This window comes from Rheinheimera sp. UJ63 (genome assembly GCF_021568285.1).
In the GTDB taxonomy this organism is placed as follows: domain Bacteria; phylum Pseudomonadota; class Gammaproteobacteria; order Enterobacterales; family Alteromonadaceae; genus Alishewanella; species Alishewanella maricola.
Genome location: NZ_JAKGTQ010000001.1, coordinates 537,771 through 561,915 on the forward strand (window position 1 = coordinate 537,771; position 24,145 = coordinate 561,915).

A 24,145-nucleotide genomic window follows, 5' to 3' on the forward strand; every position below is an offset into this window, starting at 1 on the left:
AACGCAAGGTCTGGTAGCCATGAACATGGCATAGCCTTGATGGGGCTAGATCGCATGGCGACCTAGCCCTGAGCTTTAGATAATTTTATTATCTTGCCAAAACTTTTCTTTTTCTAAGCGTTTTTGTCTTTTCTCACAAGGCTTATCGCAGTCACAAGCTTTATCGATGTTCAATTCACCTAAACCGCCACAACTTCCGGCAAGTGACTTACGTTGTAATAAATAACCGCTGGCCATTGCCACAACTACAACTAAAAATAACCCAAAGGTCATTAAAAAAATGGTCATTGTTCACCTCAAGGTTGAGTTAAATAAGGTTTAAAAGCATCTGATATATGTTCCACAAAACCGGCATCCGTTTTTTCAATAATTAATGCAGCAAGCTGCTGCTGATTAGCAAACGCCAGTGCCTCACTTGCCGACATCACATTTAACGCTGTGGCATAGGCATCTGCCGTCATAGCGGATGCATGCAGCACAGTGCTAGATACTGTTTTATGCTGGATGGGTTTACCCGTACGCGGATCAATTAAATGCGAGTAACGAATACCGTCTTCCTCAAAGTAATTACGATAATCACCCGAGGTAGCTACCGCGATTTGGTTTACCGCCATAATGCGTTGCACAGCACGTTCATGGTCGATCGGTTTTTCAATGGCCACTCGCCACTCACCATTAGGTTTTGCTGCACCTAAACGCATTTCGCCACCAATATCCACCAAAAAGCTTGTGATGCCTTGCGCTAATAAGATCTCTGCTAATTGATCGACGCCATAGCCCTTAGCTATCGTCGACAAATCAACACTCACCCGCGGATCGCTTTTTTGTAACTCAGTGCCATTTAAACTGATTTTATCAATACCCACATGTTGGCGTATGGCTATTAACGCTTGCTCGTCAGGCGCATGTTCAATGCGACCTTGCGCACCAAAACCCCATAACTCGACTAATGGCGCCACGGTAACATCAAGCACACCTTGCGTTTCGTGCCCGACACGAATGGCTTCGGCTATAACCAGTTGCGTACGGGTTGATAAGGTAAAGGGCTCGCTGCTCTGTTGGCGATTAAAGCGCATTAATTCAGATTCTGGTCGATAGGTCGACATCAGATCGTTTAATAGCTCTAACTCGGTATCAAAGGTGGCTTGCAGCGCGGTCAGATCCGGCTCTTGCTCACTGTAGAATTTCACAACATAATAAGTGCCCATCGTTTTACCTTCCACTTTGTATTCTGGGAAGGTTTGTTGCGGTTGGCAAGCCGCAACCACTATAACGAACACTAACATTAGCAAGGGGCGAATAAATCGCATGTTCTGCTCCTGATAAAAATAAGGGGCGACTAAAAGTCACCCCTACTATTTTACCGCGTCACGCTTAGATTAACCACCAAAGTCATCTAATAGAATGTTGTCATCTTCTACGCCTAAGTCTTTCAGCATATTGATAACTGCTTTGTTCATCATTGGTGGACCACACATGTAGAACTCACAGTCTTCTGGTGCTTTGTGGTTCTTCAGGTAGTTTTCATAAATAACGTTATGGATAAAGCCCGTATAGCCCGTCCAGTTATCTTCTGGTTGTGGATCAGATAACGCCACATGCCATTCGAAATTGTCGTTCTCTGCCGCTAGCATATCGAAATCTTCAACATAGAACATTTCGCGCTTCGAACGCGCACCGTACCAGAAACTGATCTTACGCTTGGTTTTTAAGCGGCGTAATTGGTCAAAGATATGTGAACGCATTGGCGCCATACCTGCACCACCACCGATAAAGACCATTTCAGCTTCAGTGTCTTTGGCATAGAACTCACCAAAAGGCCCTGAAATCGTTACTTTGTCGCCTTCTTTCAAAGACCAAATAAACGATGACATCTTACCGCAAGGCAGCGTCAGGTTATTAGGTGGCGGCGTAGCGATACGCACGTTCAGCATGATAATGCCTTCTTCTTCTGGATAGTTAGCCATTGAATAAGCACGAATAGTCGGCTCATCCACTTTTGACTCCAGTGTGAAGAATTTGAAACGTTCCCAATCACCACGGAATTGTGCAGGAACATCAAAATCTGCATATTTAACGTGATGCGCAGGCGCTTCAATTTGGATATAACCACCCGCACGGAAGGGTACTGATTCGCCATCAGGGATCTGCAGTTTCAGCTCTTTAATGAAAGTGGCTTTGTTATCGTTAGAAATAACCGAGCAATCCCATTTTTTAATACCGAAGATTTCTGCTTCGACTTCGATGTCCATGTCAGTTTTAACATTAACCTGACAAGACAAACGACAGCCTTCACGGGCCTGACCTTTAGTGATGTGACCCAGCTCGGTGGGTAAAATCTCACCACCGCCCTCGTGTACATGGACACGACACTGACCACAAGAACCACCGCCACCACAGGCGGATGACAAGAAGATACCGTTATCAGCTAATACGCTTAATAACTTACCGCCTGCTTTTGTTTTAATTGCTTTGCTCGGATCACCGTTAACACTGATCGTGATATCGCCACTGGCAACCAGTTTTGATTTGGCCGCTAGAATAATAAATACTAGCGCCAGTACCACGACAGTGAACATGCCAACGCCAAGATAAATCTCTTGCATGGTGTTATTCCTCTACTGCTTATAGTTGAACGCCAGAGAAAGACATAAAGCCTAATCCCATTAAACCTACTACCAAGAAGGTAGAACCTAAACCGCGTAAACCGTCTGGGATATCAGCGTATTTCAGCTTTTCACGAACTGCGGCTAATACCGTAATCGCTAATGCCCAACCTACACCACTTCCTAAACCGAACACGACGCTCTCACCGAAGGTATAATCACGTTCAACCATAAAGGCTACCGCACCGAAAATAGCGCAGTTAACGGTAATTAAAGGTAAGAAAATACCTAATGCGTTGTATAACGCAGGGAAGTACTTGTCTAAGATCATTTCTAGAATTTGCACCAGGGCAGCGATAACGCCGATGTAGGTTAAGAATCCTAAGAAACTCAGATCGGCATCCGGAAATCCCGCCCATGCTAACGCACCTGGCGCTAATAAAAGGTGGAAAACCAAGTTGTTCACCGGTACCGAAATACCCAGTACAACGATAACCGCAACACCTAAACCAAAAGCAGTTTTGATTTTTTGTGATACAGCAAGAAAGGTACACATCCCTAAGAAGAATGCTAATGCCAGGTTTTCAATAAATACGGCACGTACGAACAAGCTAATGTAATGTTCCATCAATCGCTCCTTATACCTTCTTCTCAACTTGCTCTGGGCGGTATGCACGTAATACCCAGATAAAGGCTGCAATAATGATGAAGGCGCTTGGTGGCATCAGTAGGATACCCATTGGCTGATACCAGCCGCCTTCACTGATCAGAGGCATGATTTGTACGCCAAATACTGAACCTGAACCGCCTAACTCACGGATAAAGGCGACAACTAATAACACCACGCTATAACCTAAGCCGTTACCAATACCATCTAAGAAACTCATACCTGGAGTACTTTTCATGGCATAGGCTTCAGCACGGCCCATAACGATACAGTTAGTGATAATCAAGCCAACGAATACCGAAAGTTGCTTTGATAAATCATAAGCATAGGCTTTCAAGAACTGGTCAACAACGATTACCAATGAAGCGATAATGGTCATCTGCACGATGATACGTACGCTTGATGGAATGTGGTTACGGATACTCGAAATAAAGAAATTCGAAAAGGCCGTTACAAAGGTCAATGCCAAACACATTACTAATGCGGTGGTCATCTGAGTTGTTACCGCTAGCGCAGAACAAATACCGAGTACTTGTAAAGCGATAGGGTTATTGGCAAAAACCGGACCAAACAGGACGGTTTTAATTTCTTTAGCATTAGCCATTGGTTAAGGCTCCTTGACGCACTTTAGTTAAGAATGGACCGAAGCCGTTCTCACCAATCCAGAAAGTGAAGGTATTTTGCACACCATTTGCAGTCAGCGTGGCACCTGACAAACCATCAACCTGATAATCAGACTGAGGGTCGGCATTACCTGGTTTCAAAATAGTTAACGCCAGCTGGCCAGCATCATTGGTTAATTTCTTACCCGTGAACTGTGCTTTCCAACGTGGGTTTTCTATTTCACCACCTAAACCGGGCGTTTCACCTTGCTCATAGTAGTTTAAGCCGATAATCGTATTACCATCGGTTTCAACTGCTAAGAAAGCATGCATCGTTGACCATAAGCCATAACCATGCACCGGTAACACCACGGCTTTTAAGTTACGATTTTCATCGTAAGTTAACCAAATAGGTGCTTGCTCTGAAATACGACGGATAGAAGCCACATCTTCGCTTTGCGCCAGCGCTTCACCTTCCTTCAGGTTTTTACGGTAGTCATAAGCCTCAGCACAAGCGGTATCGCAGCTTGCGTCGATCTCACCGGTCTTTAAATTAACCAGACGCGTTTCAACGTGCTTGCTAAACAGCTCGGCAACCTTAGCTGCAGGTGCTGAACCTTCGATTAAACCTACACTGCGCAGGATGTTAATTTGCGAGTCTAACTTTTTGTTGGCTTGCTGCGTTGGGCGCAACTGCACAGCGGCAGTTGCCACCACGATGGCACAAACTAAACATAAAGAAACTACTACAATCAGCGTCTTGCTGATGCTGTCATTATTACTAGACATTACGTGCCAGCCTCCGCTTGATGTTGCTCTGAGCCACGAAGAAATCGAATAAAGGTGCAAACAAGTTAGCAAACAAGATTGCCAACATCATCCCTTCTGGATAAGCCGGGTTCACCACACGGATCATCACCACCATAAAACCAATCAAAATACCGTAAGCCCATTTACCTTGGTTAGTAAACGAAGCAGATACTGGGTCTGTGGCCATAAAGAACATACCGATGGCAAAACCACCTAACACTAAATGCCAATGCCATGGCATCGCAAATAACGCGTTGCTGTTTGAGCCAATAGCATTAAACAAGTAGCTGGTTAACACCATACCGACCATGACACCCAGCACGATACGCCAAGAAGCAATGCGGAAGTAAATTAACGCTAAACCACCAACTAATAACGCCAATACTGAGGTTTCACCGACTGAACCAGGGATAAAGCCCAAGAACGCATCCCACCACAGCTGGGTATTTGCCGCGTAATCTAATTCACCAGAAGACGCTTTGCTTAACCAAGTCGCACCTGAGTAACCGTCGGCTACAGTCCATACCGAATCACCAGAGATTTGCGCTGGGTAAGCGAAGAACAAGAACGCACGACCGGCTAAGGCAGGGTTTAAGAAGTTACGGCCAGTACCACCAAACACTTCTTTTGCCACTACGATACCGAAGGTGATACCAAGCGCCACTTGCCATAAAGGAATAGTTGCAGGCAGGATTAAAGCAAACAGGATTGAGCTAACGAAGAAACCTTCGTTGACTTCATGTTTACGCACTGAGGCGAATAAAACTTCCCAAAAGCCACCGACCACAAAGGTAACGGCATAAATAGGTAAGAACCAGACCGCGCCATAGAACATCTTAGCGCCCCAGCCTGAGGTGGCCGTTAACTCTCCGCCTAAGGCAGAGTAAATGGCAACCTGCCAAGTGTCAGGTGTACTAAAGCCTTGTGCTAATGCCAAACTGGCCTGATGGCCAATGTTGTACATACCGAAGAATAACGCTGGAAATAATGCCAGCCAAACGAAAATCATAATACGCTTCAGGTCAATACTGTCACGGACATGAGTACCGTTTTTAGTCACTAAACCTGGCGTATAAAGTACGGTCGCCACTGCTTCATACAGTGCGTACCACTTTTCGTGTTTTCCGCCTTTTTCAAATTGCGGCTCAATGCGCTCTAAAAAATGCTTTAAGCTCATGATTAGCCTTCCTTCTGGATGGTAGTCAAGCAGTTGCGTAGAATAGTGCCGTAGTCGTATTTACCTGGGCATACATAAGTACACAAAGCTAAATCTTCTTCGTCTAATTCTAAACAACCTAATGTTTGTGCCCCGTCAGTGTCGCCAGAAACCAAATCGCGCAACAATAATGTTGGCAGGATATCTAACGGCATTACCCGCTCGTAGTTACCAATAGGTACCATGGCACGTGATGAGCCATTCGTGGTTGTGGTCAGATTGAACAGTTTTTTCGGGTTAAGGTGGCCAAGGTAAGCACGGGTAACTGAGTGTTTTTCAGCGCCAGGTACAATCCAGCCAAACAATAACTTTTCAAAGCCTTCGGCTAATACCGAAACCTGATTGTGGAAGCGACCAATATAACCGTGAACGCCCTGTGCGGTAGTACCTGCTAGTACTGAGCCTGAGATGATACGGTTTTGACCTTCGTTAAGTTCACCGGCAGTCAGTTCAGCGGTTGAAGCGCCCAGCAAGGTTTTCACCAAACGTGGATTTTTCACTACAGGACCGGCCAATGAAATCACTCGCTCACTGTGTAATTGCCCCGTTGTAAATAATTTACCAATGGCAATAACGTCTTGATACCCAAGGTGCCAGACGACTTTTTTCGCACTGGCTGCATCGAGTAAATGAATATGCGTGCCCACTAAACCCGCAGGGTGTGGACCATCAAATTCGGCTACAGTGACCTGAGAGACGCTAGGAATAGCCACACCGGCTTTTTTACTCAGGTAGGTTTTACCTTCAGTTAAACGTGAAACCACCGTTAAACCGTGAGTAAACGCCTCGGCATCCGCATTTATGACCACAGCAGGATCGGCTGCTAATGGATTAGTATCCATCGCATTCACAAAGATGGCACGTGGCGTGCTATCAATGGCAGGAGAACGAGAAAACGGCCGCGTACGCAGCGCTACCCACAATCCTGAGTCGATCAAGTTTTGTTTAACCTGCTCTACTGACAAACTGGCCAATTGCTCGACAGAGTACGAGGTAAATTGTTCAGCCGCATCGCCGCTAGCTGCAATCACAACGGATTGCAAAACTCGCTTAGCGCCACGATTGATTTCTTTAACCGTACCCGCGATTGGGGCAGTAAACTTAACGCCAGGGTTTTTCTTATCTTCGAAAAGCACCTGACCTTTTTTTACTGTATCGCCCACTTCGACCGCCATGGTCGGACGCATACCAACATACTCTTCACCTAAAACGGCGACAGTTGTGATGGCATTGCCCGCACTGATCTCTTGTTTAGGACTGCCTGCAAGGGGAATGTCCAAGCCTTTTTTGAGTTTTATCATACGTACTTGCACTACTATTTTGGGAAGAAACAGGGCCTAGTTTTTCAGCTGCTGAGCGGCAGCACACCTGGTTGAACAATTCAGCGACTTACAACTGCGCAAAACTTAACCAGATACACGTATTAAAGTGACGGATTCTAGCATTAATACCAGCTTGTATCCATGGTAATACCAAAAATTATCCATGTTCCGTTGTACAGCAAAGTTGCTGTATCAAACGTATAAAAACCGCCTTGCGGCGGTTTTTTCAGCTGAGTCAATACGACTAATTGATAAGGTTCTGCAACGGCACTAAGGCTTCAACATCAGCGGTATAATCAACGTGCTGGTAACCGAAACCAAACAGCCGTAAAAATTCATTGTGGTAACCCACATAGTCAGTCAGGGTATCAATGTTTTCGGTGGTCACTTGTTGCCATAAGTCTTTTACGGTTTGCTGTACATGATCGCTTAATTCTTTTCCATCCATGCGTAAACGACCCGCTTCATCAAGCGTTGGCGTAGCGCTATATAATCCCTGACGGAACAAGCCATTAATTTGCTCAATACAGCCTTCATGGGTACCTTCTTCTTTCATCACGCGGTACAGCAATGAAATATACAACGGCATGATCGGAATGGCGGAGCTGGCTTGCGTGACTAAGGCTTTTAACGACGCCACATAGGCTTTGCCTTTTTTGCTGGCTAAGCTCGCCGTAATGGCCGCAGCGGCCCGGTCAAGATCTTCTTTGGCTTTACCAATGGTCGCCTTGCCGTAGATAGGCCACGTTAATTCTTTACCAATATAGGTGTAAGCGACGGTCTGACAATTATCGGCTAACACACCGGCTGCATCTAATTGGCTTAACCAACGTTCCCAATCTTCGCCACCCATCACTTTAACAGTGTTAAAGATCTCGTCATCGTTTGCGGGCTCTACTGACACTTCTTCAATTTCACGTTTAGAGGTATTGAGGTTTTTTGCAGTGTAAGATTGGCCAATCGGTTTTAATACCGAACTAAACACTTCACCCGTAACAGGATCTTTACGCCGAGGGGCGGCTAAGCTGTAGACGACCAGATCAATTTTGCCCATTTCACTGCGAATGGTTTCAATGGCTTGCGCTTTTAATTCATCGGTAAAAGCGTCACCGTTTAAATGTTTGTTCCAAACACCCGCCGCATTAGCCGCAGCTTCAAAAGCGGCGGTGTTATACCAACCCGCAGAACCGGTTTTGTTGTCACTCGGGGCTTTTTCGAAAAAGATACCAAGGGTATTGGCACCCGAACCGAAAGTGGCGGTAATTCTTGAGGCTAAACCATAGCCCGTTGAAGCACCAATCACTAACACGTTTTTCGGGCCATTTGTCACGGCCCCTTGCGCTTTTACATAAGCAATTTGTTCATTTACATGTTCTGCACAGCCAACTGGGTGTGCATTAGTACAGATAAAACCACGAATTTTAGGTTGAATAACCATAAAGAGTCCTGCTGTTGTCTTGAGTAAAGTAGCGCTAGTGTAAAACTTTAACGCAAAAAACAGGTCGGATCAGCTAATAATGATCATGACGAGGCTTTATCTGTTTTGCTACCACCGAAACATTTGGGCGAAGCCGGGGGTTTTTCTGCGTAGTATTCATACCATTCTGAAGGAGTATAAGTATGTAACGCCAAAGCGTGAATTTTCTCTGCCAGCTCTTCCGCGACGATGGCATTAACCGCACGATGCCGCTGTAACAAGCGCATGCCGTTAAAAGCGGGCGTGACGATGACGACTTTAAAATGAGACTCTGAACCTGCGGGCACATTATGATTGGCACTTTCGTTGACCACATCAAGAAACACCGGGTTAAAAGCATCCAATAATTTTTGCTCTATTGCAGTATGTATTAACATTGCCGTTCTGCTCCTTTGGGTGTCCTTCATTGTATTTTAGCCAAGGCCGTGACGTTTGTCTTGCTCACGGTAAGCGCGCAGCGTTAAATCATCGCTAAACCAATAAGCATACAGCTAAAATAAATTTTTTTATGCTAACGTAATACTGCACTAGCGATAATTCGAACCACGCCAGAGGGATTGCTGTTGTCGCTACCTGCTGGGCGTGTCAAAATGCCAGCCTTACTATTGAGATGAAGTGGTTATGAATACGCAGTTTACGCTTGGTTCTATCAGTCTTACCTTACATCGTTGGCCCTTAGCGCAGCCGAATCATAGTCTCCAAGCCTGGGATGCCGCAGACGAGCTAATTCTCACTCAAGCCCTACCTTTACTCTCTGATTTAACGCAGCGTTTAGCCACGCCGCCTAAAGTGTTGATCATTAATGATGCCTTCGGTGCTTTATCCTGTGGGCTGGGTGCCGGTTCGCAGGTATTAATGCAAGATTCAGTGCTTGCACAGCTGGCTTGTCGTTATAACCGTACCCAAAATCACTTGGATAATGCGGACATCACAGAATTATCCAGCCTTGATGCCTTACCAGACGCCCCTGATCTGGTGCTATTAAAAGTGCCGCAAAACCACAGTTATTTAGCTCATATCCTTGCCGCACTCAGCCAAGTGATGACCCAAGAAACGCAACTGGTGGTGGCGGCCAAAGCAAAAGATATTACCAAGCAAGTACTGGCACTTTTTAGCCATTATATTGGGCCCACCCAGGCGTCACTGACCGAAAAAAAATGTCGGTATATTCAAAGCCAATGGCAGGCCGATGCCACTCAGCGCGATGCCCCTGCCGCCATGCGTTGGCCACTTGATGATAGCCACTTTACCTTGGTTAACTATGCCAATGTGTTCGCGCGAGAAAAACTCGATATTGGCGCCCGTTTGTTTTTAGCGCATTTACCCAAAGTGGCACCCGGCAGTCGTGTCATTGATTTGGGCTGTGGCAATGGCGTATTGAGTTTACAGTTGTTAGCGCAACAACCGGATTGCAAACTGATTTTAACCGATGAATCCTATTTGGCTATCGCCTCGGCACAAGCCACCCTTAGCGAAAACCTGCCTGAACGACTTGGCGATTGTCAATTTGTTGCCGATGACTGCCTAACACAGCAAGCGGAGCACAGTGCAGACTGGATTATTTGTAATCCGCCTTTTCATCAGCAAAATGCCGTCACCACCCATGTGGCAAGCCAAATGTTTCGTGATGCGAAACGTGTCTTAAAAACCGGCGGACGACTGCGTATTGTGGCCAATCGCCACTTGCCTTATAAGCTGCAGTTAGAAAAGTTATTTGGACATTGCCAGCAATTAGCGGCTAACCCAAAATTTGTTATTTTAGAGTCCATCAAAAGGAGTTAATAATGCGTTATTTATCGCTGGTATTACTGCTACTCGTTGCCGGTTGTGCCACCAAGGTACCGTCGTTTATCGTGGCACCACAAATTTTTTGGCCACAAACAACTGAACTCAGCGGCCGTCAATTTAGTTTTTCGGTGGTTGATTTGCGTCCAAGAACGCACAGTTTAACCATTCAGCAGGGGGGGAATGAAAATAACTATCGAACCTCTAATGATGTTCGTTTTCAGTTAGAAAAAACCGTGGCGGCTGCCCTAACCGAGCAAGGCGCAAACTTACTTGGCCAGCAAGGCACGCAATTAAAAATTCAAATTAACCAATTACAAGCGAACGTTCAACAACGGCCGCTTGATCATCTAGTGACCAATCAAGTCGCGCTAACCATCTTTATCCAACGTGATGATGGTAGCTTTACTAAATCCTATGCCGGTGATAGCAGCTATACCGCCCCTTTTAAAGTCGATTTAGCTGCGGTAGAACGTGAACTACGTATTCTAACTGAGCAAGTGTTAAACCAATTACTGCAAGATCCTACTTGGAAATCTGAGCTGAACTAAAGGAGCATTTATGAAACAACTTATGTTTATCATGTTACTGCTGTGCGGCGTTTCGGCGCACGCGGGGCAATTTATGCAACCTGATAACTTGTTTCCTAAAGTGAAATTTATGACCTCACATGGCGATATCGTGGTGGAATTAGATCGCAGCCGCGCGCCATTGAGCGTCAATAATTTTTTAAGCTATGTTAAAAAAAACGCTTACAACAATACGGTATTCCATCGGCTCGTGCCGGGTTTTGTATTGCAAGGGGGTGGCTATACCCCCGATTACAAAGAGATTGACACGCTAAAGCCAGTCTTTAACGAGTCAGGTAATGGCCTAAAAAATCAACTCGGCTCCCTGGCGATGGCACGCTTAAACGATCCGCATAGTGCGGTCAGTCAATTCTATTTCAATCTGGAAGATAACAGCAGTTTAGATCCGGGCAGTCGTTGGGGCTATGCCGTATTTGGGCAAGTGGTTTCCGGTATGGAAGTACTCGAGAAAATCCAAAATGTTGAGACTGAAATCAATCAGCAAACCGGCTGGAGCGATGTTCCGATAGAGCCGGTGATACTAAAAATGGTCATTCTGCTCCCACAAGAGTAATTTTGACTATACTTCGGTAAAGGCTTTTTGGCGGAACTGAAGTATGGCCACTCATTTTACTGATGAAAAATCTCGGCAATTGGTGTTTTATGCCTCGCGTTTTTTGCGCGGCCAATTGCCACATCATGAATTGCATTTGTTTATTTGGGATACCCTAGAAGAATGGGCGGCTTTGCAACAGCGCCCCACTGCCCCCCCTCACCCGCAAGAACGTGTATTTTGGTATTTGCTGCATCAGCTGGAATTTTGGCCTGAACAGCAGCTATTGCACAACAAAAGATTGAAGCGCAACTTACAACTTTGCCTAGGCTTTATCGTCGGTAAAGCTCAAAGACCGCTCAATTGTGTGGGCTTAAGGCCCTAAACCGAAAATCTGCATTAAAAACCGTTACTTTTCAAATTCATGCTCTTTGCTGTGAGCAGCGTGTCTGTTAAGGTTTGCCTTCAGATAATTCAGGATCGGCCAGATGACACTCGGTAAACAACAAGGCGCAGCGCAAAGCTGGCGGCAAACGCTGCAAAGCTATCAAGATATCCGCCTGCTTTTCATCTTTTTTATGGGTTGTGCCTCTGGTTTTCCTTGGGTATTAATTGGCTCAAATATGAGTGGATGGCTAAGTGATGCAGGGCTATCGCGCACGGCCATTGGTTATTTTGGCTCAGTCTTTATTGTCTACGCCTTAAATTTTTTATGGGCGCCTTTACTTGACCGCGTCAAACTACCGCTGCTTTATACCTGGCTAGGTATGCGCCGGAGTTGGATCCTACTGATGCAAAGCATTATGTTATGCGCCACTATCGCCATTGCTTTTACCGAACCGAGCCAAAGCCTGTTGCTGACCTCGCTGCTGGCAATGGCCATTGCGCTGTCATCAGCCACCCAAGATGTGGCCATTGATGCCTATCGAATTGAAATGATCGGTGATGATAAAGTGCGAGTCGCACCGGCCGCGGCTATGGGGGTGATTGGTTGGTGGACCGGTTATTCCTTGCCCGGCTACTTGGCTTTTGCCAATGCCGATCAATATGGTTGGCCTGCCGTATATCTGGGTATGGCGTTAGTGATCGTGCTATTAATGTTCTTTACCTTAATCAGTAAAGAACCCCTAAATCAACGTGATCTTTTGCAGCAGCAAGCGGCCGCTCGTCATAGCGCGGCAGTCGGCAAGCAAGTTGCCCGCCCTTATCTGATTTGGTTAACCGTAACCGTGCTCGAGCCCTTTTTGGATTTCTTTCGCCGTAACGGTTGGCAGTTATCGTTAGCGATCCTCAGTTTTGTGTTTTTATTTAAAGTGGGTGAAGCGTTCTTAGGCCGCATGTCAGTGCCGTTTTATAAAGAAATTGGTTTTTCAAATGAGCAAATTGCCGAATACTCTAAATTGGTTGGTTGGTTTGCCACCATTGTCTTTACCCTACTCGGTAGTGCCATCAATATTCGTTTTGGTATCGTGCGCGGCTTATTTATTGGCGGTATCGCCATGGCAGCCAGTAATTTGATGTTTGCTTGGATCGCCTTAGTCGGGCCAAAACCCGAGTTATTTATTGCCGCCATTTTAGTCGATAACTTTACCGCTGCTTTTTCCACCGTCGCCTTTGTGTCTTTCTTAACCTGGCTAACCGGCCGCGCTTTTACTGCTACCCAATACGCACTGCTCGCCTCTTTGGGTAATTTAGGTCGTACCACCTTAGCTTCTTTTAGTGGTGAAATGGTAGATTTACTGGGGGGCAATTGGGCGTTGTTTTTTGTTTTCACCTCGTTAATGGTGATCCCCGGTTTATTGCTGTTATTGTGGGTAGGTAAACGGTTACAGCAACGTGAACAAGCGCAACAATAAAGCATTAAAAAAGCCGCTTATCGCGCCATGTTTAACCCACTAACATGACACGAAGAGCGGCTTTTTAAGTTGTTGTGCTGGCTAGCCGTTAGTTAACTGCAGTAAACCTTCGGCAGGATCAACCTCAAGCGCTTGGCAATAACGCACAAACTCGACGACATCCAATCTACGTTCTTGATTTTCAACCTTACCAATAAAGGAATGCGGTGTGCCTAATAACTCAGACAAACTGCGCATAGTGTGACCTTTCTCTTGTCGTTGTCGTTTTAACCAAACGCAAAGCCGTTTATTTTCATCAGAAATGACACTTTTCGTACCTTTCATTTTTTTTATTCTCCGAGCGTGTTACGCTTTTATTTATTATAGTTTATGCGCTCCCTGCAATTTTTGGTTGTTGTGGTCTTGCTTGACTGACACGGGTGTAACTAGTAACTAATATCACAGGTTGCGATAAGCGTACAGATTTTCAGGTTAAAAAATCAGGCGGTTAACAAGATTAATACGTTTTAAAAATATCAGCGTAAATGAGTATCTTTTTGAGTATCGGCGGCGCAAAGCGCCATGAGGAAACAATGGTTAGATTAGTCTTCTTGTTACCATTATTAATGAGTTTAGGTTGGTATTTGTTCTTACGCAACTACGGCATCCCCTTAAAACAAGGCCTCCGGGGCTTTATTTATATCGGGGCTTTTAACGCTATTATCGCATTAGTGTTGTGGGCGTTAATTCTTATCACCAATCGTTGAGCACCCTAAAAAACGGTATCTGTGTTAAAACAGATACCGCTACATTGTTCAGGGTGAAAAGCTTACGCCAGAGCAGCGTAAAGTATGAGCGGGTTATACCGAAAAAGAAGAACCACAACCACAGGTTGTCGTTGCGTTCGGATTTTGCACAATAAAACGGCTGCCTTGTAAGCCTTCGGTGTAGTCAACCACCCCACCCATCAAGTACTGTAAACTCATCGGGTCAACAACCATGGCCACGCCTTGCTTTTCAATTAACAAGTCGCCTTCATTCACTTTTTCATCGAAGGTAAAGCCATATTGAAAACCTGAGCAACCACCGCCGGTGATATAAACCCGCAGCTTTAAATCCGGATTTTCTTCTTCACTGACTAGGGTAGCGACTTTACGCGCAGCCGCATCGGTAAACTCTATAGGGATCTGTAATTCAGACATGGTGGCTCCAACCAGCATAACAACGGAGGCAATTATCTAATACCTGACTAATTTATTCAAGTATTAGGCGCAAGTGAGCGATAATAGTTCAGCACGCGCGCATGACGCGACCGAAACGTGCTGACCAACAGTACGCCGCGCTAACCAGCACGTCAGTACTCATTTTTGGCGCAACTATGTTAAGCTTCGTTTAATTTAATCCACTTAGCATGAATTATCCTATGCGGCGCTGGCAAGATCACCTCCCCGCCTTACAACGGCGACTGGCTCTCCCCCAAACTTCGCTTCAGTTGTGCTTACTCGGCATGCTCGGCGGGTTAATTGCTGCGTTATTAATTATCTGCTTTCGTTTAGCTATTATCGGTATTCAAGGTTTTTTCCTAGAGCATGCTGATGACTTTGCCAGTATCGATGCTGAAATACGCTGGTTATTACCCTTAGGTGGAGCGGCTTGCATTGGCTTAATCGCTCTGTTTACCGGTTATAAACACTATCGTCTTGGCATCCCATTTGTGATCCACCGCATCAAAACCGCTTACGGGGTGATGCCCTTTCGCAATACGCTTAGTCAGTTCTTTGGTGGGGTGGTCGCGCTCGCCAGTGGCTTTTCGGTGGGTCGGGAAGGCCCATCCGTGCATCTTGGCGCCTATGGTGCGAGCACCGTTGGCCGTTATTTAAAACTACCCTATAACAGCGTGCGTATTTTGGCAGGGTGTGGCATTGCCGCCGGCATTTCAGCCTCGTTTAATACGCCTTTAGCGGCGATGATTTTTGTGATGGAAGTGGTACTGCGTGAGTATCGCATCCATGTGTTTATCCCTATTATGCTGGCTTCGGTAGTGGGTGCTATGGCCACCCAACTGGTTTTTGGCACCGACCGCGAACTCGCGGCATTAGATATTATTAGTCTCAGTGTTTGGCATTTTCCATATTTAATTCTTTGTGGCGTTATCTTTGGTGCGGTTGCTTGGTTTTTTAATAGCAACATGATGCGCTTATTAACGCTGTTTAAAAAGTGGCCCTTATTACTGCGTCTTGCCTTGGCCGGCATGGTCACGGCGTTAGTGGGTTATCTGATCCCTGAGGCCATGGGCGCAGAAACGGGCGCTATTCAATTTGCTATTAATAGCCCTACTGCCATCCATCTACTGTTACTGATTTTAGCTGGCAAAATGATTTTAACGCTGTTTGCTATTGGCTTAGGTGTGCCTGGTGGCATCATTGGCCCGGTTTTTGGTATCGGCGTTGTATTGGGCACCATCTTAGCCATTGTTCCGGCGGTGATTGTTGATAACAGCAGTAATGCCGGTACTTATGCGGTTTTAGGTATGGCGGGAATGATGGCGGCGACGCTGCATGCCCCCTTAGCCGCCTTGGTGGCCGTGTTAGAGTTAGCCGCGAACCAACATATTATCTTGCCGGCCATGTTGGTTATCGTTACCGCTTATGTCACGACGGTGCAATTTTTTAATAATAAATCGATTTTCTTGATGCAACTCGACTTTATGCAGTTGCCGTATAAATTATCGCCCGCAGATGATGTGCTGCAAAAAGTGGGGGTATTAGCCGTCATCAGCCAAGAATATCAAGTGTTAGCTAATCCCGATGAACAAACGGTTTTGGCCAGTCTCGACACGCTACAACCGCCAACGCAATTAATCATTAAACGCCACACCAGCGATAGCCTGCAATTTTTTACTGCACAATACGATATCAGTCTAACGCTCAGTGGTGAAAGTGCCGTGCAATACACGCCTATTCAAGGGTTATCGCATCAAAGTACCATGGCAGAGGTATTTGCTATTTTAGAAGACGAACGCGAAGGGCTGGTTTACATTTATCAAGACGACCCAGCTCATCCGATCGGTATTATCCGCTGGGACCAACTGCGGGCACTCTTAACTAAACAGAATAACTTACTATGACCCTGATCCTTGTTTACAAAGCTTTACACCTGTTTTTTATGGTTGCCTGGTTTGCCGGTATTTTCTATTTGCCGCGCTTATTTGTTTATCACGCTGAAACGCAAAGCACAGATTGCGATAAGACTTTTAAAGTAATGGAGCGGCGGTTACTGTTTTTCGTTACTCCCTTTGCCTTACTTACCTTGGTTTTCGGCCTGTTATTAATTGGCAGCTATGGCAGCGCATGGTTTGCCGCGAGTCGCTGGCTACATTATAAATTGCTGTTAGTTATCCTGCTGTACCTCTATCACGGCTATTGTTTTAAGCTATTGGCCGATTTTAAACATAACCGCAATACACGCAGCCCACGTTTTTATCGGATTTTTAATGAAGCACCGGTGCTGATCCTGTTGGCAATAATTCTGCTGGCGGTATTAAAGCCGATATAAATAGCGCTAACTTTTCCGTATAATGAAACCAGTTTGGCCTCTGGGTCTCTTCCATTCGCTATCCGAAATAAGTGAGCACGCACTATGAGCTTTAAAGGTCAGCATATCCTGTCGGTTAAACAATTTGACCGCGACAGTATCCAATATGTGTTTGATATTGCCCGCAAGATGTCCCCTTACGCCAGCAGAAAAAAACGGACTAAGGTACTCGATGGCGCTATTTTGGGTAATCTGTTTTTTGAACCGAGCACCCGTACTCGGGTAAGCTTTGGTTGTGCTTTTAACCTGCTAGGCGGTGAAGTGCGCGAAACCACGGGCATGGAATCGTCAGCCTTGTCTAAAGGTGAGTCGTTATACGATACCGCACGAGTGATCAGCAGTTACAGTGATGTTATCGCGATGCGACATCCGCAAGCCGGCTCTGTCGCAGAGTTTGCTGAAGGTAGCCGTGTGCCGGTATTAAACGGTGGCGACGGCGCCAACGAACACCCTACTCAGGCCTTATTAGATCTGTTTACCATTGAACGTGAACTAACCGCCTCTGGCCAGAGTATTGACGGTATGCATATTGCCATGGTGGGTGATTTAAAGTTTGGCCGTACCGTGCACTCGTTGTCGAAACTACTTAGTTTGTATAAAAACTTACAAATTACCCTGATTTCACCACAAGAATTAGCCATGCCTGATGAGGTGGTGAGCAGCTTAGAGAACGCCGGCCATCGTTTGACTATTAGCGACAAACTCGAAGGCAATTTGAACGCCGATATCGTCTATCAAACACGGATCCAAGAGGAACGTTTTCCGTCGAAAGCCGAAGCCAATTTATACCGTGGTAAATTTCGCTTAAACCAAGAAATCTATACGCGGCACTGTAAATCGAACACCGTGATTATGCATCCTTTACCCAGAGATTCACGACAAGAAGCCAATGAGTTAGATAATGATCTTAACCTCAATCCTAACTTGGCTATTTTTCGCCAGGCCGATAATGGCATCTTGGTCCGGATGGCGCTGTTTGCGTTAACCCTGGGTGTCGAAAACGTGATCCAAGATTATGAATGCGCTGTGCCTTGGTATAGCAACAAATAACTGACAGGAATCCGATAATGTCCATCTCTTCAGAACTCTTCAGCCGCGCACAACACACGATCCCCGGTGGTGTAAACTCACCGGTTCGTGCCTTTAAAAGTGTCGGTGGCGAACCTTTTTTCGTTGCTCGTACTGATGGCGCCTATTTATTTGATGTCGATGGCAAACGCTACATCGATTACATCGGCTCTTGGGGCCCGATGCTATTAGGCCATAACAACCCGGTGATCCGCCAAGCGGTCATTGATGCTGCGGCACATGGTTTAAGTTTTGGTGCTCCTTGTCCAGCCGAAGTCACCATGGCAGAAACCGTCGCAAAACTGGTCCCAAGCATGGAAATGCTGCGGATGGTCAGCTCAGGCACCGAAGCCACCATGAGCGCGATCCGTTTAGCTCGGGGTTATACGGGCCGTGATACCATTGTAAAGTTTGAAGGCTGTTACCATGGCCATGCAGACTCGCTGCTGGTTAAAGCAGGTTCAGGGGCGCTGACTTTGGGTGTCCCCAACTCCCCTGGCGTGCCAGCCGATTTTGCCAAATATACTCTGACCTGTGAATTTAACAATTTGGCGCAGATCCAACAGTTATTCGCAGCACAAGGTAGCGAAATTGCTTGTATCATCGTTGAACCGGTTGCCGGCAATATGAACTGTATTCCGCCAGAGCCAGGATTTTTAGAAGGCTTACGGCAGCTTTGTGATGACTACGGCAGCGTCTTGATTTTTGATGAAGTGATGACCGGCTTTCGGGTCGCCTTAGGCGGCGCTCAAGCCTATTATGGCGTAAAGCCAGATCTGACCACCTTGGGTAAAATCATTGGTGGTGGCATGCCGGTTGGCGCTTTTGGTGGTAAAAAAGCCATTATGCAGCATATCGCGCCACTGGGCCCTGTTTATCAAGCAGGTACCTTATCAGGCAATCCGATTGCCATGGCTGCAGGCTTAGCCGCTATGCAAGAAATCAGCAAGCCTGGCGTATACGAAGCACTGACCGAGAAAACCAGTCGTTTAATTACCGGGTTAGCTCAAGCGGCGGCGCAACATGGCGTGCCAATGAGTTTTAACCAAGTCGGTGGCATGTTTGGTATGTTTTTTACCAACGAAGGCCGCGTCAGTAATTATCAGCAAGCAACCCGTTGTGATATTGCCGCGTTTAAACAGTTTTTCCATGGCATGTTAGAACAAGGCATTTACTTAGCGCCTTCGGCTTATGAAGCCGGTTTTTTATCATTAGCACACACTGATGATGATTTAGCCGAAACCATTAGCGCAGCGGCTAAAACCTTTGCCGCACTGTAATTAAGCGGCATCGCAAAAAAGGGCGCGCCTAGCTGGTGCGCCTTTTTTTATCGGTTAATCACACTGATTTAATGCTAACACGCTATCTTGATGGGCCGGCAACAACCAACTATTCGGGCAATACTCAGGAACGGGTAAACCGCTTTGCGTCGAAAAACGCTGCCATTCTACTTGTTCGGGCATATACCGAATTAAATTATGGGTGCCCTGCTGTTTAAAATAATCGGTAAACACTCTTAAAGCGCCGCTACCCCCGGTTAAATTGGTCGATTTGTTATCATCTCGCCCCAACCAAACGGTCACCAATCGATCTTGATCAAAACCGCTAAACCAACTGTCCCGATAATCACTCGAGGTGCCGGTTTTACCCGCAAACGTAGGTTGTGGCCAGGTGCGCGCTAACGATTGCGCGGTGCCCGTTAAGGTTGCTTCGATCATCGCATAATGCAATAAATAAACATCTGCGGCAGGATAACGCACGCTCGGCGTTAAATTACGTTGATACACTACCGCACCATTTTGATCGGTGACCGCCTGTACCGTGGCCAAGCTTTGATGTACGCCATTATTGGCGATGGTTTGATAAAGCTGACTGACTTCATAAGGTGAGAGTTCTAACGAGCCTAACAAGGCTGATGGGTACAAGGTAATATTACGCTCTAAGCCCAAACGGCGCAGGGCTTCTTGCAATTTAGGCATACCCAGTTGTAAGCCCAGCCGCACCGTTGGCACATTTAATGAGTCAGCCAAAGCGCGCATGAGAGAGACATTACCGCGAAATGTCTTATCAAAGTTCTGCGGTTGCCACTCTTGATTATTACTGCGTAAGCTCAGCGGGCTGTCGTCGAGCATGCTACCAAGGGTGTAGCGACCCCGTTGTGCCAACGCTTCTAAAAAAATGGCCGGTTTAATTAAACTGCCAATAGGCCGCCGCGCTTCCAGTGCACGGTTAAAACCCGCATACCCCGCAGTTTTACCGCCTACCAAGGCTTGTACAGCGCCCCGTTGATAATCCACCACCAGCATCGCCGCTTCTAGCTCTTTATCCATAGCCGGAACCAGCTGAGTCACCGTGCGCTCGGCTTGGGTTTGCGCCATCGGATCCAAATAAGTAAACACTTTAATGCCACTGTGCATCAGATTGCTGGCCAGCGCTAATTGCCGTAATTCACGTTTCACGGCATCCATATAAGCCGGGAAGTTGGCATTTAAGTATTGCCCTCTTGCCACCACTTCTACCGGCCGAGTTAACGCCTGCTCGTAAGCACGTTGATCTAATAAATGTTGCTCAAACATCAGCCGCAGCACTAAGTCTCGCCGCTGCTTGGCACGCTCTGGAAACCGGCGTGGATCGTAATAACCTGGGCCTTTCACAATGCCGATTAACAAGGCGTACTGATCGGCATTCAGTTCCGTGAGCGGTTTACCAAAATAAAAACGGCTGCCTAAACCAAAACCGTGCACCGCCGTGGCATGATTTTGCCCAAGGTAAATCTCATTCAGGTAAGCCTCAAGGATCTGATCCTTACTAAAACGATAATCGAGTACCAAGGCAATCATCGCTTCGTTAATCTTGCGCAGCAGCGTGCGATCCTGCGTTAAATACATATTCTTGGCTAACTGCTGGGTCAGCGTCGAGCCGCCCTGCACGGTGCGCCCCGCCGTAATATTTACCCACAAGGCACGTAATACCGATAACGGCGATACGCCACGATGTTGATAAAAATCGCGATCTTCTACCAGCAATAGCGTTTCTTTCAGCAAGCTTGGCACCCACTCTAAGCGCACTAATTCACGATCTTCTTGGTGGGGTGACACCAAATGCTCGATTAATTGCGGCTCAAGGCGTGCCATGCTTAATGATGACTTTTGTTGCAGCAATGCACTGATGCCACTGCGATTAAACTCGACACTAAAACGTGAAGCGGCTTGAGTGCCATCGACAAAGGTAAAACTACGGCGAAAAATCTCTACGGTGTTGCCACTGGTGCGAAATTGTCCTGGCCCAGACACTGCATTTACGCGTTGGTATTGCAGCTGTTCCAGCTCTTGCACCAACTGTTTCTGTGTCAGGTATTTGCCAGGAAACAGCTCTAAGCTGCGGCCATAAATTTGTGCTGGCACTTGCCATTTTTGCCCTGAAAAGGTGCTGGTGATCTTACTGTCGAGATATATAAAATACAAAAACAGCCCTAGAAATCCTGCCAAAGCGAGCTTTAAAGAGGTTGTCCAAATCAATCGCCACCAGCGGGCTGGCCGAGCGGAGGTGGGCACTTTTTTACGAGTTCGAGTCATAGCGCATCGCTTTTTTGGTTTTAGTCGTCGGTAAGGCTTTCGCAGGATCGTCCGGCCAAAAATGTTTCGGATAACGGCCTTTCATTTCTTTTTTTACTTCATGCCAGCCTTGCTGCCAAAAACTGGCCAAGTCACGGGTAATTTGTAGTGGTTGTCGGCCAGGCGATAGCAAGGTCACACTTAACGCCAATTTACCATCTAGCACTTGCGGCGTGGTCAGTTGACCATACATTTCCTGAACCCTTACTGAAAAACCCGGCCCGCCAGGTAAGCAATAATCAATCGCCACCCGGCTGTCTGCCGGCGTGGTAAAAAACTCGGGTAAGCATTGATTCAGTTGTTGCTGCTGGCTGTAACTGAGTTGCTGCCAGAGAAGATCATACAGGGGTAATTGCGCTAGCTGATTAACTTTATTGATATTCGCTAAATAAGGTCCTAACCAGCTCGCCATATTCGTGGTCAGCCCTGACAGACTGAGATCAGGCAAGCCAGCATACTGGTGTTGCGTTAACAAGGCGACACGCTGCTGTAACTGCTGACAGCGCGCATTAAAGGGTAATATCGCTATGCCTTTTTTCGCTAAGTAAGCTAACCAAGCTTGTTGCTTTTCAGCGGCAGTAAGCTGCAAGGGTTGCGGCCGCCGCTGAAGCACAATTTCACCAAACAGACGTTGCGACTCACTATAAAAACCCGCTTGCTTTTCATCCCAGCCGGTATGAGGCTGCCATGCCAGCGCGGGCCAATCGTCTAGAATATCGGGCAGCGCTATGGCGACCGCTTGTTGTATCCGGTTGCTTTGCGCTGTTTGCGTAATACTAACGGCCACCACTAAATCTTGCTGCTGTAACGGATGGTTGGCGGGGAAACTGGCGCCCACGCCATTGGCTAACAAATAACCCTGGCCACGGCGCTGTGCTAACCGATCTGGAAATGCTCGTAACAATAAGACGGGTAACAAGCCAAGTGGCAAGCTGGTATATTTTTTAGCGGCCAATCGCTTAGCAAATACTTCAGCTTGTTGATAACGCCGCTGCTCTTGCGCTGGGCGTTCTGCTAAGCGCTGCACTTGGCGGTAAAGATCCTCGTGCAAATCGCGGCTATCTTCTAGCAACGCCGCCAGCAAAGCGGCTAGCCACAGCGCACCGGGTTGAGTGGTTTCTAACGTTTTGGCATGCTGCAGCATACTGGCTAAGCGAATATCGGTGCCAAATTGATAAAGTGTTTGACCATAAGCCGTAATTTGCCCACGTTGATCTAGCACTTCAAGTTGTTGCAACAGGGCTGTTGCCGCCGCTAAGTTTGCTGATTGTGGCGAGGTTAACCAGTTTAGGTCTGCCGGTTGGCAACCCCAAACGGCAATCTCTAAGCGTAAGCTGGTTAACTCGCTGATCTCAATTTCTGCAGGTTCAAAAGCCGTTCGCCGCTGCCATTGTTCTGCACTGTCTAAGCGATAACACCAACCTTCACCAAGTCGCCCAGCTCGACCGGCTCGTTGTGTTGCCGCTGCTTGGCTAATGGCAACCGTATCTAAGCGCGTTAGACCACTGCGGGCATGATAACTAGCACGTCTTGCGACACCACTGTCGATCACCACATGAATGCCTTCAATGGTTAAACTGGTTTCCGCTAAATTCGTGGCCAGCACAATTTTATAATGCCCTGCCGCCGGAGCGGCAATCGCGGCTTGTTGTGCCGCCAAACTCATACTGCCCAACAGAGGCAATACGCGCAAATTTGCCGCTAAGTCTTGCTGAGCTAACCACTGCGCCGCCTGATTAATTTCTGCTTGGCCGGGTAAAAAGACCAAAACACTACTTTGATGACGCCAAAAGCCCTGCAGAGCTAAGCGGGCACTTTGCAGCGCGATGGGTTCTTTATTCAGCGGTTGATAAACGATATTTACCGGATAACTGCGCCCTTCGCTTTGCAATACCGGTGCCTGTAAATAGCGGGCCAGCATACTGGTGTCCAAGGTCGCCGACATCACTAAGATACGCAGCTGTTCGTTCAGTTGTTGTACTTCCAGCGCCAGTGCTAAACCAAAGTCAGCATGCAAAGAGCGTTCGTGAAACTCATCAAAAATCAGGATATCCACACTACTCAGCTCAGGATCTTGCTGAATTTTCCGCGTTAAAATACCTTCGGTGACAATAAGCAGCCGAGTTTCAGCGCAATATTGGCTGTCTTGGCGAATTTGATACCCCACCGTCTGTCCAACGGGCTCATTCAGTTGGGCGGCGAGATAACTGGCGATGGTGCGTGCGGCTAAGCGCCGTGGCTCAAGCAATAACAGCCGCTTACCTGCAAAAGCGGGGTGCTTGAGCAAATACAACGGTAAAAAAGTCGATTTGCCGGCACCCGGTGGCGCCGACAGAATAACCTTAGGCTCATGCTGCAGTAGCTGACAGAGCCTGGGCATAATCTCGTTTACAGGTAACACCAACCGCTACTCAGCAAGGGCCGCAG

24 protein-coding genes are annotated in these 24,145 nt (G+C 46.9%); 10 read left to right on the forward strand and 14 right to left on the reverse strand.

Annotation, left to right across the window (positions count from 1 at the left end; genetic code table 11):
• Positions 1-75: 75 nt before the first annotated feature.
• From nqrM to L1N97_RS02505, 10 genes are all read right to left on the reverse strand, one after another.
• On the reverse strand, positions 76-288 hold the full coding sequence (gene nqrM / locus L1N97_RS02460; RefSeq protein WP_226749576.1) for a (Na+)-NQR maturation NqrM: 213 nt from the start codon (positions 286-288) through the stop codon (positions 76-78).
• An 8-nt stretch (positions 289-296) separates the two neighbouring features.
• A complete protein-coding gene (locus L1N97_RS02465; RefSeq protein ID WP_236128729.1) occupies positions 297-1,310 on the reverse strand; it encodes an FAD:protein FMN transferase in 1,014 nt (337 codons plus the stop codon).
• Positions 1,311-1,379: 69 nt separating this feature from the next.
• Complete coding sequence (gene nqrF, locus L1N97_RS02470; RefSeq protein ID WP_229585357.1) at positions 1,380-2,606, reverse strand: NADH:ubiquinone reductase (Na(+)-transporting) subunit F; 1,227 nt, start codon at positions 2,604-2,606, stop codon at positions 1,380-1,382.
• 19 nt (positions 2,607-2,625) lie between these two features.
• A complete protein-coding gene (gene nqrE / locus L1N97_RS02475) occupies positions 2,626-3,234 on the reverse strand; it encodes an NADH:ubiquinone reductase (Na(+)-transporting) subunit E (RefSeq protein ID WP_226749573.1) in 609 nt (202 codons plus the stop codon).
• A gap of 10 nt (positions 3,235-3,244) precedes the next feature.
• Positions 3,245-3,877, reverse strand: coding sequence for an NADH:ubiquinone reductase (Na(+)-transporting) subunit D (locus L1N97_RS02480; protein ID WP_229585356.1), 633 nt, complete (start codon positions 3,875-3,877; stop codon positions 3,245-3,247).
• Entirely contained in the window at positions 3,870-4,664 is a 795-nt protein-coding gene (locus L1N97_RS02485; RefSeq protein WP_229585355.1) for a Na(+)-translocating NADH-quinone reductase subunit C, read from the reverse strand. The genes L1N97_RS02480 and L1N97_RS02485 overlap by 8 nt, the downstream gene beginning before the upstream one ends.
• Positions 4,657-5,862 carry an NADH:ubiquinone reductase (Na(+)-transporting) subunit B gene (locus L1N97_RS02490; RefSeq protein ID WP_236128730.1) on the reverse strand — a complete coding sequence of 402 codons (1,206 nt, stop codon included), beginning with the start codon at positions 5,860-5,862 and terminating at the stop codon, positions 4,657-4,659. The genes L1N97_RS02485 and L1N97_RS02490 overlap by 8 nt, the downstream gene beginning before the upstream one ends.
• Before the next feature lie 2 nt (positions 5,863-5,864).
• Positions 5,865-7,202, reverse strand: coding sequence for a Na(+)-translocating NADH-quinone reductase subunit A (locus L1N97_RS02495; RefSeq protein WP_229585353.1), 1,338 nt, complete (start codon positions 7,200-7,202; stop codon positions 5,865-5,867).
• A gap of 265 nt (positions 7,203-7,467) precedes the next feature.
• The gene (gene fabV / locus L1N97_RS02500; RefSeq protein ID WP_229585352.1) at positions 7,468-8,661 is read right to left on the reverse strand and encodes an enoyl-ACP reductase FabV; all 1,194 of its coding nucleotides are present in this window, start codon (positions 8,659-8,661) and stop codon (positions 7,468-7,470) included.
• A gap of 83 nt (positions 8,662-8,744) precedes the next feature.
• Positions 8,745-9,077, reverse strand: coding sequence for a BolA family protein (locus L1N97_RS02505; protein WP_229585351.1), 333 nt, complete (start codon positions 9,075-9,077; stop codon positions 8,745-8,747).
• 244 nt (positions 9,078-9,321) lie between these two features.
• Between L1N97_RS02505 and L1N97_RS02510 the strand changes: the two genes are divergently transcribed.
• The 5 genes from L1N97_RS02510 to L1N97_RS02530 all read left to right on the forward strand — a co-directional run bounded on the left by L1N97_RS02510 (position 9,322) and on the right by L1N97_RS02530 (position 13,463).
• A complete protein-coding gene (locus tag L1N97_RS02510) occupies positions 9,322-10,482 on the forward strand; it encodes a methyltransferase (RefSeq protein ID WP_236128731.1) in 1,161 nt (386 codons plus the stop codon).
• A 2-nt stretch (positions 10,483-10,484) separates the two neighbouring features.
• Positions 10,485-11,036: a YajG family lipoprotein gene (locus tag L1N97_RS02515; protein WP_236128732.1), complete on the forward strand. Its 552-nt coding sequence runs from the start codon at positions 10,485-10,487 to the stop codon at positions 11,034-11,036.
• Between the two features lie 10 nt (positions 11,037-11,046).
• Positions 11,047-11,628: a peptidylprolyl isomerase gene (locus L1N97_RS02520; protein ID WP_236128733.1), complete on the forward strand. Its 582-nt coding sequence runs from the start codon at positions 11,047-11,049 to the stop codon at positions 11,626-11,628.
• Between the two features lie 43 nt (positions 11,629-11,671).
• Positions 11,672-11,992, forward strand: a complete 321-nt coding sequence (locus tag L1N97_RS02525; protein ID WP_229585348.1) for a hypothetical protein — start codon at positions 11,672-11,674, stop codon at positions 11,990-11,992.
• Positions 11,993-12,095: 103 nt separating this feature from the next.
• Positions 12,096-13,463, forward strand: a complete 1,368-nt coding sequence (locus tag L1N97_RS02530; protein WP_236128734.1) for an AmpG family muropeptide MFS transporter — start codon at positions 12,096-12,098, stop codon at positions 13,461-13,463.
• Positions 13,464-13,544: 81 nt separating this feature from the next.
• Here L1N97_RS02530 and L1N97_RS02535 read toward each other — a convergent pair whose 3' ends face one another.
• The gene (locus L1N97_RS02535; protein WP_226749561.1) at positions 13,545-13,787 is read right to left on the reverse strand and encodes a helix-turn-helix domain-containing protein; all 243 of its coding nucleotides are present in this window, start codon (positions 13,785-13,787) and stop codon (positions 13,545-13,547) included.
• 248 nt (positions 13,788-14,035) lie between these two features.
• On the opposite strand from L1N97_RS02535, the gene L1N97_RS02540 reads away from it, so the two are divergent.
• Positions 14,036-14,209, forward strand: a complete 174-nt coding sequence (locus tag L1N97_RS02540; RefSeq protein ID WP_226749560.1) for a hypothetical protein — start codon at positions 14,036-14,038, stop codon at positions 14,207-14,209.
• A 93-nt stretch (positions 14,210-14,302) separates the two neighbouring features.
• Here the strand turns inward: L1N97_RS02540 and erpA are convergent, their stop codons facing one another.
• Entirely contained in the window at positions 14,303-14,644 is a 342-nt protein-coding gene (gene erpA, locus L1N97_RS02545) for an iron-sulfur cluster insertion protein ErpA (protein WP_226749559.1), read from the reverse strand.
• A 209-nt stretch (positions 14,645-14,853) separates the two neighbouring features.
• Between erpA and L1N97_RS02550 the strand changes: the two genes are divergently transcribed.
• The 4 genes from L1N97_RS02550 (at position 14,854) to hemL (ending at position 19,384) form a co-directional block, all read left to right on the forward strand.
• Positions 14,854-16,569: a chloride channel protein gene (locus tag L1N97_RS02550; protein ID WP_236128735.1), complete on the forward strand. Its 1,716-nt coding sequence runs from the start codon at positions 14,854-14,856 to the stop codon at positions 16,567-16,569.
• A complete protein-coding gene (locus L1N97_RS02555) occupies positions 16,566-16,997 on the forward strand; it encodes a CopD family protein (protein ID WP_229585345.1) in 432 nt (143 codons plus the stop codon). The genes L1N97_RS02550 and L1N97_RS02555 overlap by 4 nt, the downstream gene beginning before the upstream one ends.
• Positions 16,998-17,081: 84 nt before the next feature.
• Positions 17,082-18,086, forward strand: a complete 1,005-nt coding sequence (locus L1N97_RS02560; protein WP_226749557.1) for an aspartate carbamoyltransferase — start codon at positions 17,082-17,084, stop codon at positions 18,084-18,086.
• A gap of 17 nt (positions 18,087-18,103) precedes the next feature.
• Complete coding sequence (gene hemL / locus L1N97_RS02565; protein WP_268964508.1) at positions 18,104-19,384, forward strand: glutamate-1-semialdehyde 2,1-aminomutase; 1,281 nt, start codon at positions 18,104-18,106, stop codon at positions 19,382-19,384.
• Positions 19,385-19,438: 54 nt separating this feature from the next.
• On the opposite strand, the gene mrcB is transcribed toward hemL, so the two are convergent.
• Together mrcB and hrpB are read right to left on the reverse strand one after the other, a co-directional pair.
• Positions 19,439-21,679, reverse strand: a complete 2,241-nt coding sequence (gene mrcB, locus L1N97_RS02570; protein ID WP_229585344.1) for a penicillin-binding protein 1B — start codon at positions 21,677-21,679, stop codon at positions 19,439-19,441.
• Positions 21,663-24,098, reverse strand: a complete 2,436-nt coding sequence (hrpB, locus tag L1N97_RS02575; RefSeq protein ID WP_236128736.1) for an ATP-dependent helicase HrpB — start codon at positions 24,096-24,098, stop codon at positions 21,663-21,665. The genes mrcB and hrpB overlap by 17 nt, the downstream gene beginning before the upstream one ends.
• Positions 24,099-24,145: the final 47 nt, after the last annotated feature.

What these genes read in the sequence shown, in the direction of transcription:
- mrcB (WP_229585344.1), bottom strand. Translation starts at nt 21,679, where the DNA reads ATGACTCGAACTCGTAAAAAAGTGCCCACCTCCGCTCGGCCAGCCCGC.
- L1N97_RS02520 (WP_236128733.1), top strand. Translation starts at nt 11,047, where the DNA reads ATGAAACAACTTATGTTTATCATGTTACTGCTGTGCGGCGTTTCGGCG.
- L1N97_RS02515 (WP_236128732.1), top strand. Translation starts at nt 10,485, where the DNA reads ATGCGTTATTTATCGCTGGTATTACTGCTACTCGTTGCCGGTTGTGCC.
- L1N97_RS02505 (WP_229585351.1), bottom strand. Translation starts at nt 9,077, where the DNA reads ATGTTAATACATACTGCAATAGAGCAAAAATTATTGGATGCTTTTAAC.
- nqrM (WP_226749576.1), bottom strand. Translation starts at nt 288, where the DNA reads ATGACCATTTTTTTAATGACCTTTGGGTTATTTTTAGTTGTAGTTGTG.
- L1N97_RS02540 (WP_226749560.1), top strand. Translation starts at nt 14,036, where the DNA reads ATGGTTAGATTAGTCTTCTTGTTACCATTATTAATGAGTTTAGGTTGG.
- L1N97_RS02510 (WP_236128731.1), top strand. Translation starts at nt 9,322, where the DNA reads ATGAATACGCAGTTTACGCTTGGTTCTATCAGTCTTACCTTACATCGT.
- L1N97_RS02490 (WP_236128730.1), bottom strand. Translation starts at nt 5,862, where the DNA reads ATGAGCTTAAAGCATTTTTTAGAGCGCATTGAGCCGCAATTTGAAAAA.
- hrpB (WP_236128736.1), bottom strand. Translation starts at nt 24,098, where the DNA reads ATGCCCAGGCTCTGTCAGCTACTGCAGCATGAGCCTAAGGTTATTCTG.
- L1N97_RS02560 (WP_226749557.1), top strand. Translation starts at nt 17,082, where the DNA reads ATGAGCTTTAAAGGTCAGCATATCCTGTCGGTTAAACAATTTGACCGC.
- fabV (WP_229585352.1), bottom strand. Translation starts at nt 8,661, where the DNA reads ATGGTTATTCAACCTAAAATTCGTGGTTTTATCTGTACTAATGCACAC.
- L1N97_RS02525 (WP_229585348.1), top strand. Translation starts at nt 11,672, where the DNA reads ATGGCCACTCATTTTACTGATGAAAAATCTCGGCAATTGGTGTTTTAT.
- L1N97_RS02485 (WP_229585355.1), bottom strand. Translation starts at nt 4,664, where the DNA reads ATGTCTAGTAATAATGACAGCATCAGCAAGACGCTGATTGTAGTAGTT.
- L1N97_RS02465 (WP_236128729.1), bottom strand. Translation starts at nt 1,310, where the DNA reads ATGCGATTTATTCGCCCCTTGCTAATGTTAGTGTTCGTTATAGTGGTT.
- erpA (WP_226749559.1), bottom strand. Translation starts at nt 14,644, where the DNA reads ATGTCTGAATTACAGATCCCTATAGAGTTTACCGATGCGGCTGCGCGT.
- L1N97_RS02480 (WP_229585356.1), bottom strand. Translation starts at nt 3,877, where the DNA reads ATGGCTAATGCTAAAGAAATTAAAACCGTCCTGTTTGGTCCGGTTTTT.
- nqrE (WP_226749573.1), bottom strand. Translation starts at nt 3,234, where the DNA reads ATGGAACATTACATTAGCTTGTTCGTACGTGCCGTATTTATTGAAAAC.
- hemL (WP_268964508.1), top strand. Translation starts at nt 18,104, where the DNA reads ATGTCCATCTCTTCAGAACTCTTCAGCCGCGCACAACACACGATCCCC.
- nqrF (WP_229585357.1), bottom strand. Translation starts at nt 2,606, where the DNA reads ATGCAAGAGATTTATCTTGGCGTTGGCATGTTCACTGTCGTGGTACTG.
- L1N97_RS02550 (WP_236128735.1), top strand. Translation starts at nt 14,854, where the DNA reads ATGAATTATCCTATGCGGCGCTGGCAAGATCACCTCCCCGCCTTACAA.
- L1N97_RS02535 (WP_226749561.1), bottom strand. Translation starts at nt 13,787, where the DNA reads ATGAAAGGTACGAAAAGTGTCATTTCTGATGAAAATAAACGGCTTTGC.
- L1N97_RS02495 (WP_229585353.1), bottom strand. Translation starts at nt 7,202, where the DNA reads ATGATAAAACTCAAAAAAGGCTTGGACATTCCCCTTGCAGGCAGTCCT.
- L1N97_RS02530 (WP_236128734.1), top strand. Translation starts at nt 12,096, where the DNA reads ATGACACTCGGTAAACAACAAGGCGCAGCGCAAAGCTGGCGGCAAACG.
- L1N97_RS02555 (WP_229585345.1), top strand. Translation starts at nt 16,566, where the DNA reads ATGACCCTGATCCTTGTTTACAAAGCTTTACACCTGTTTTTTATGGTT.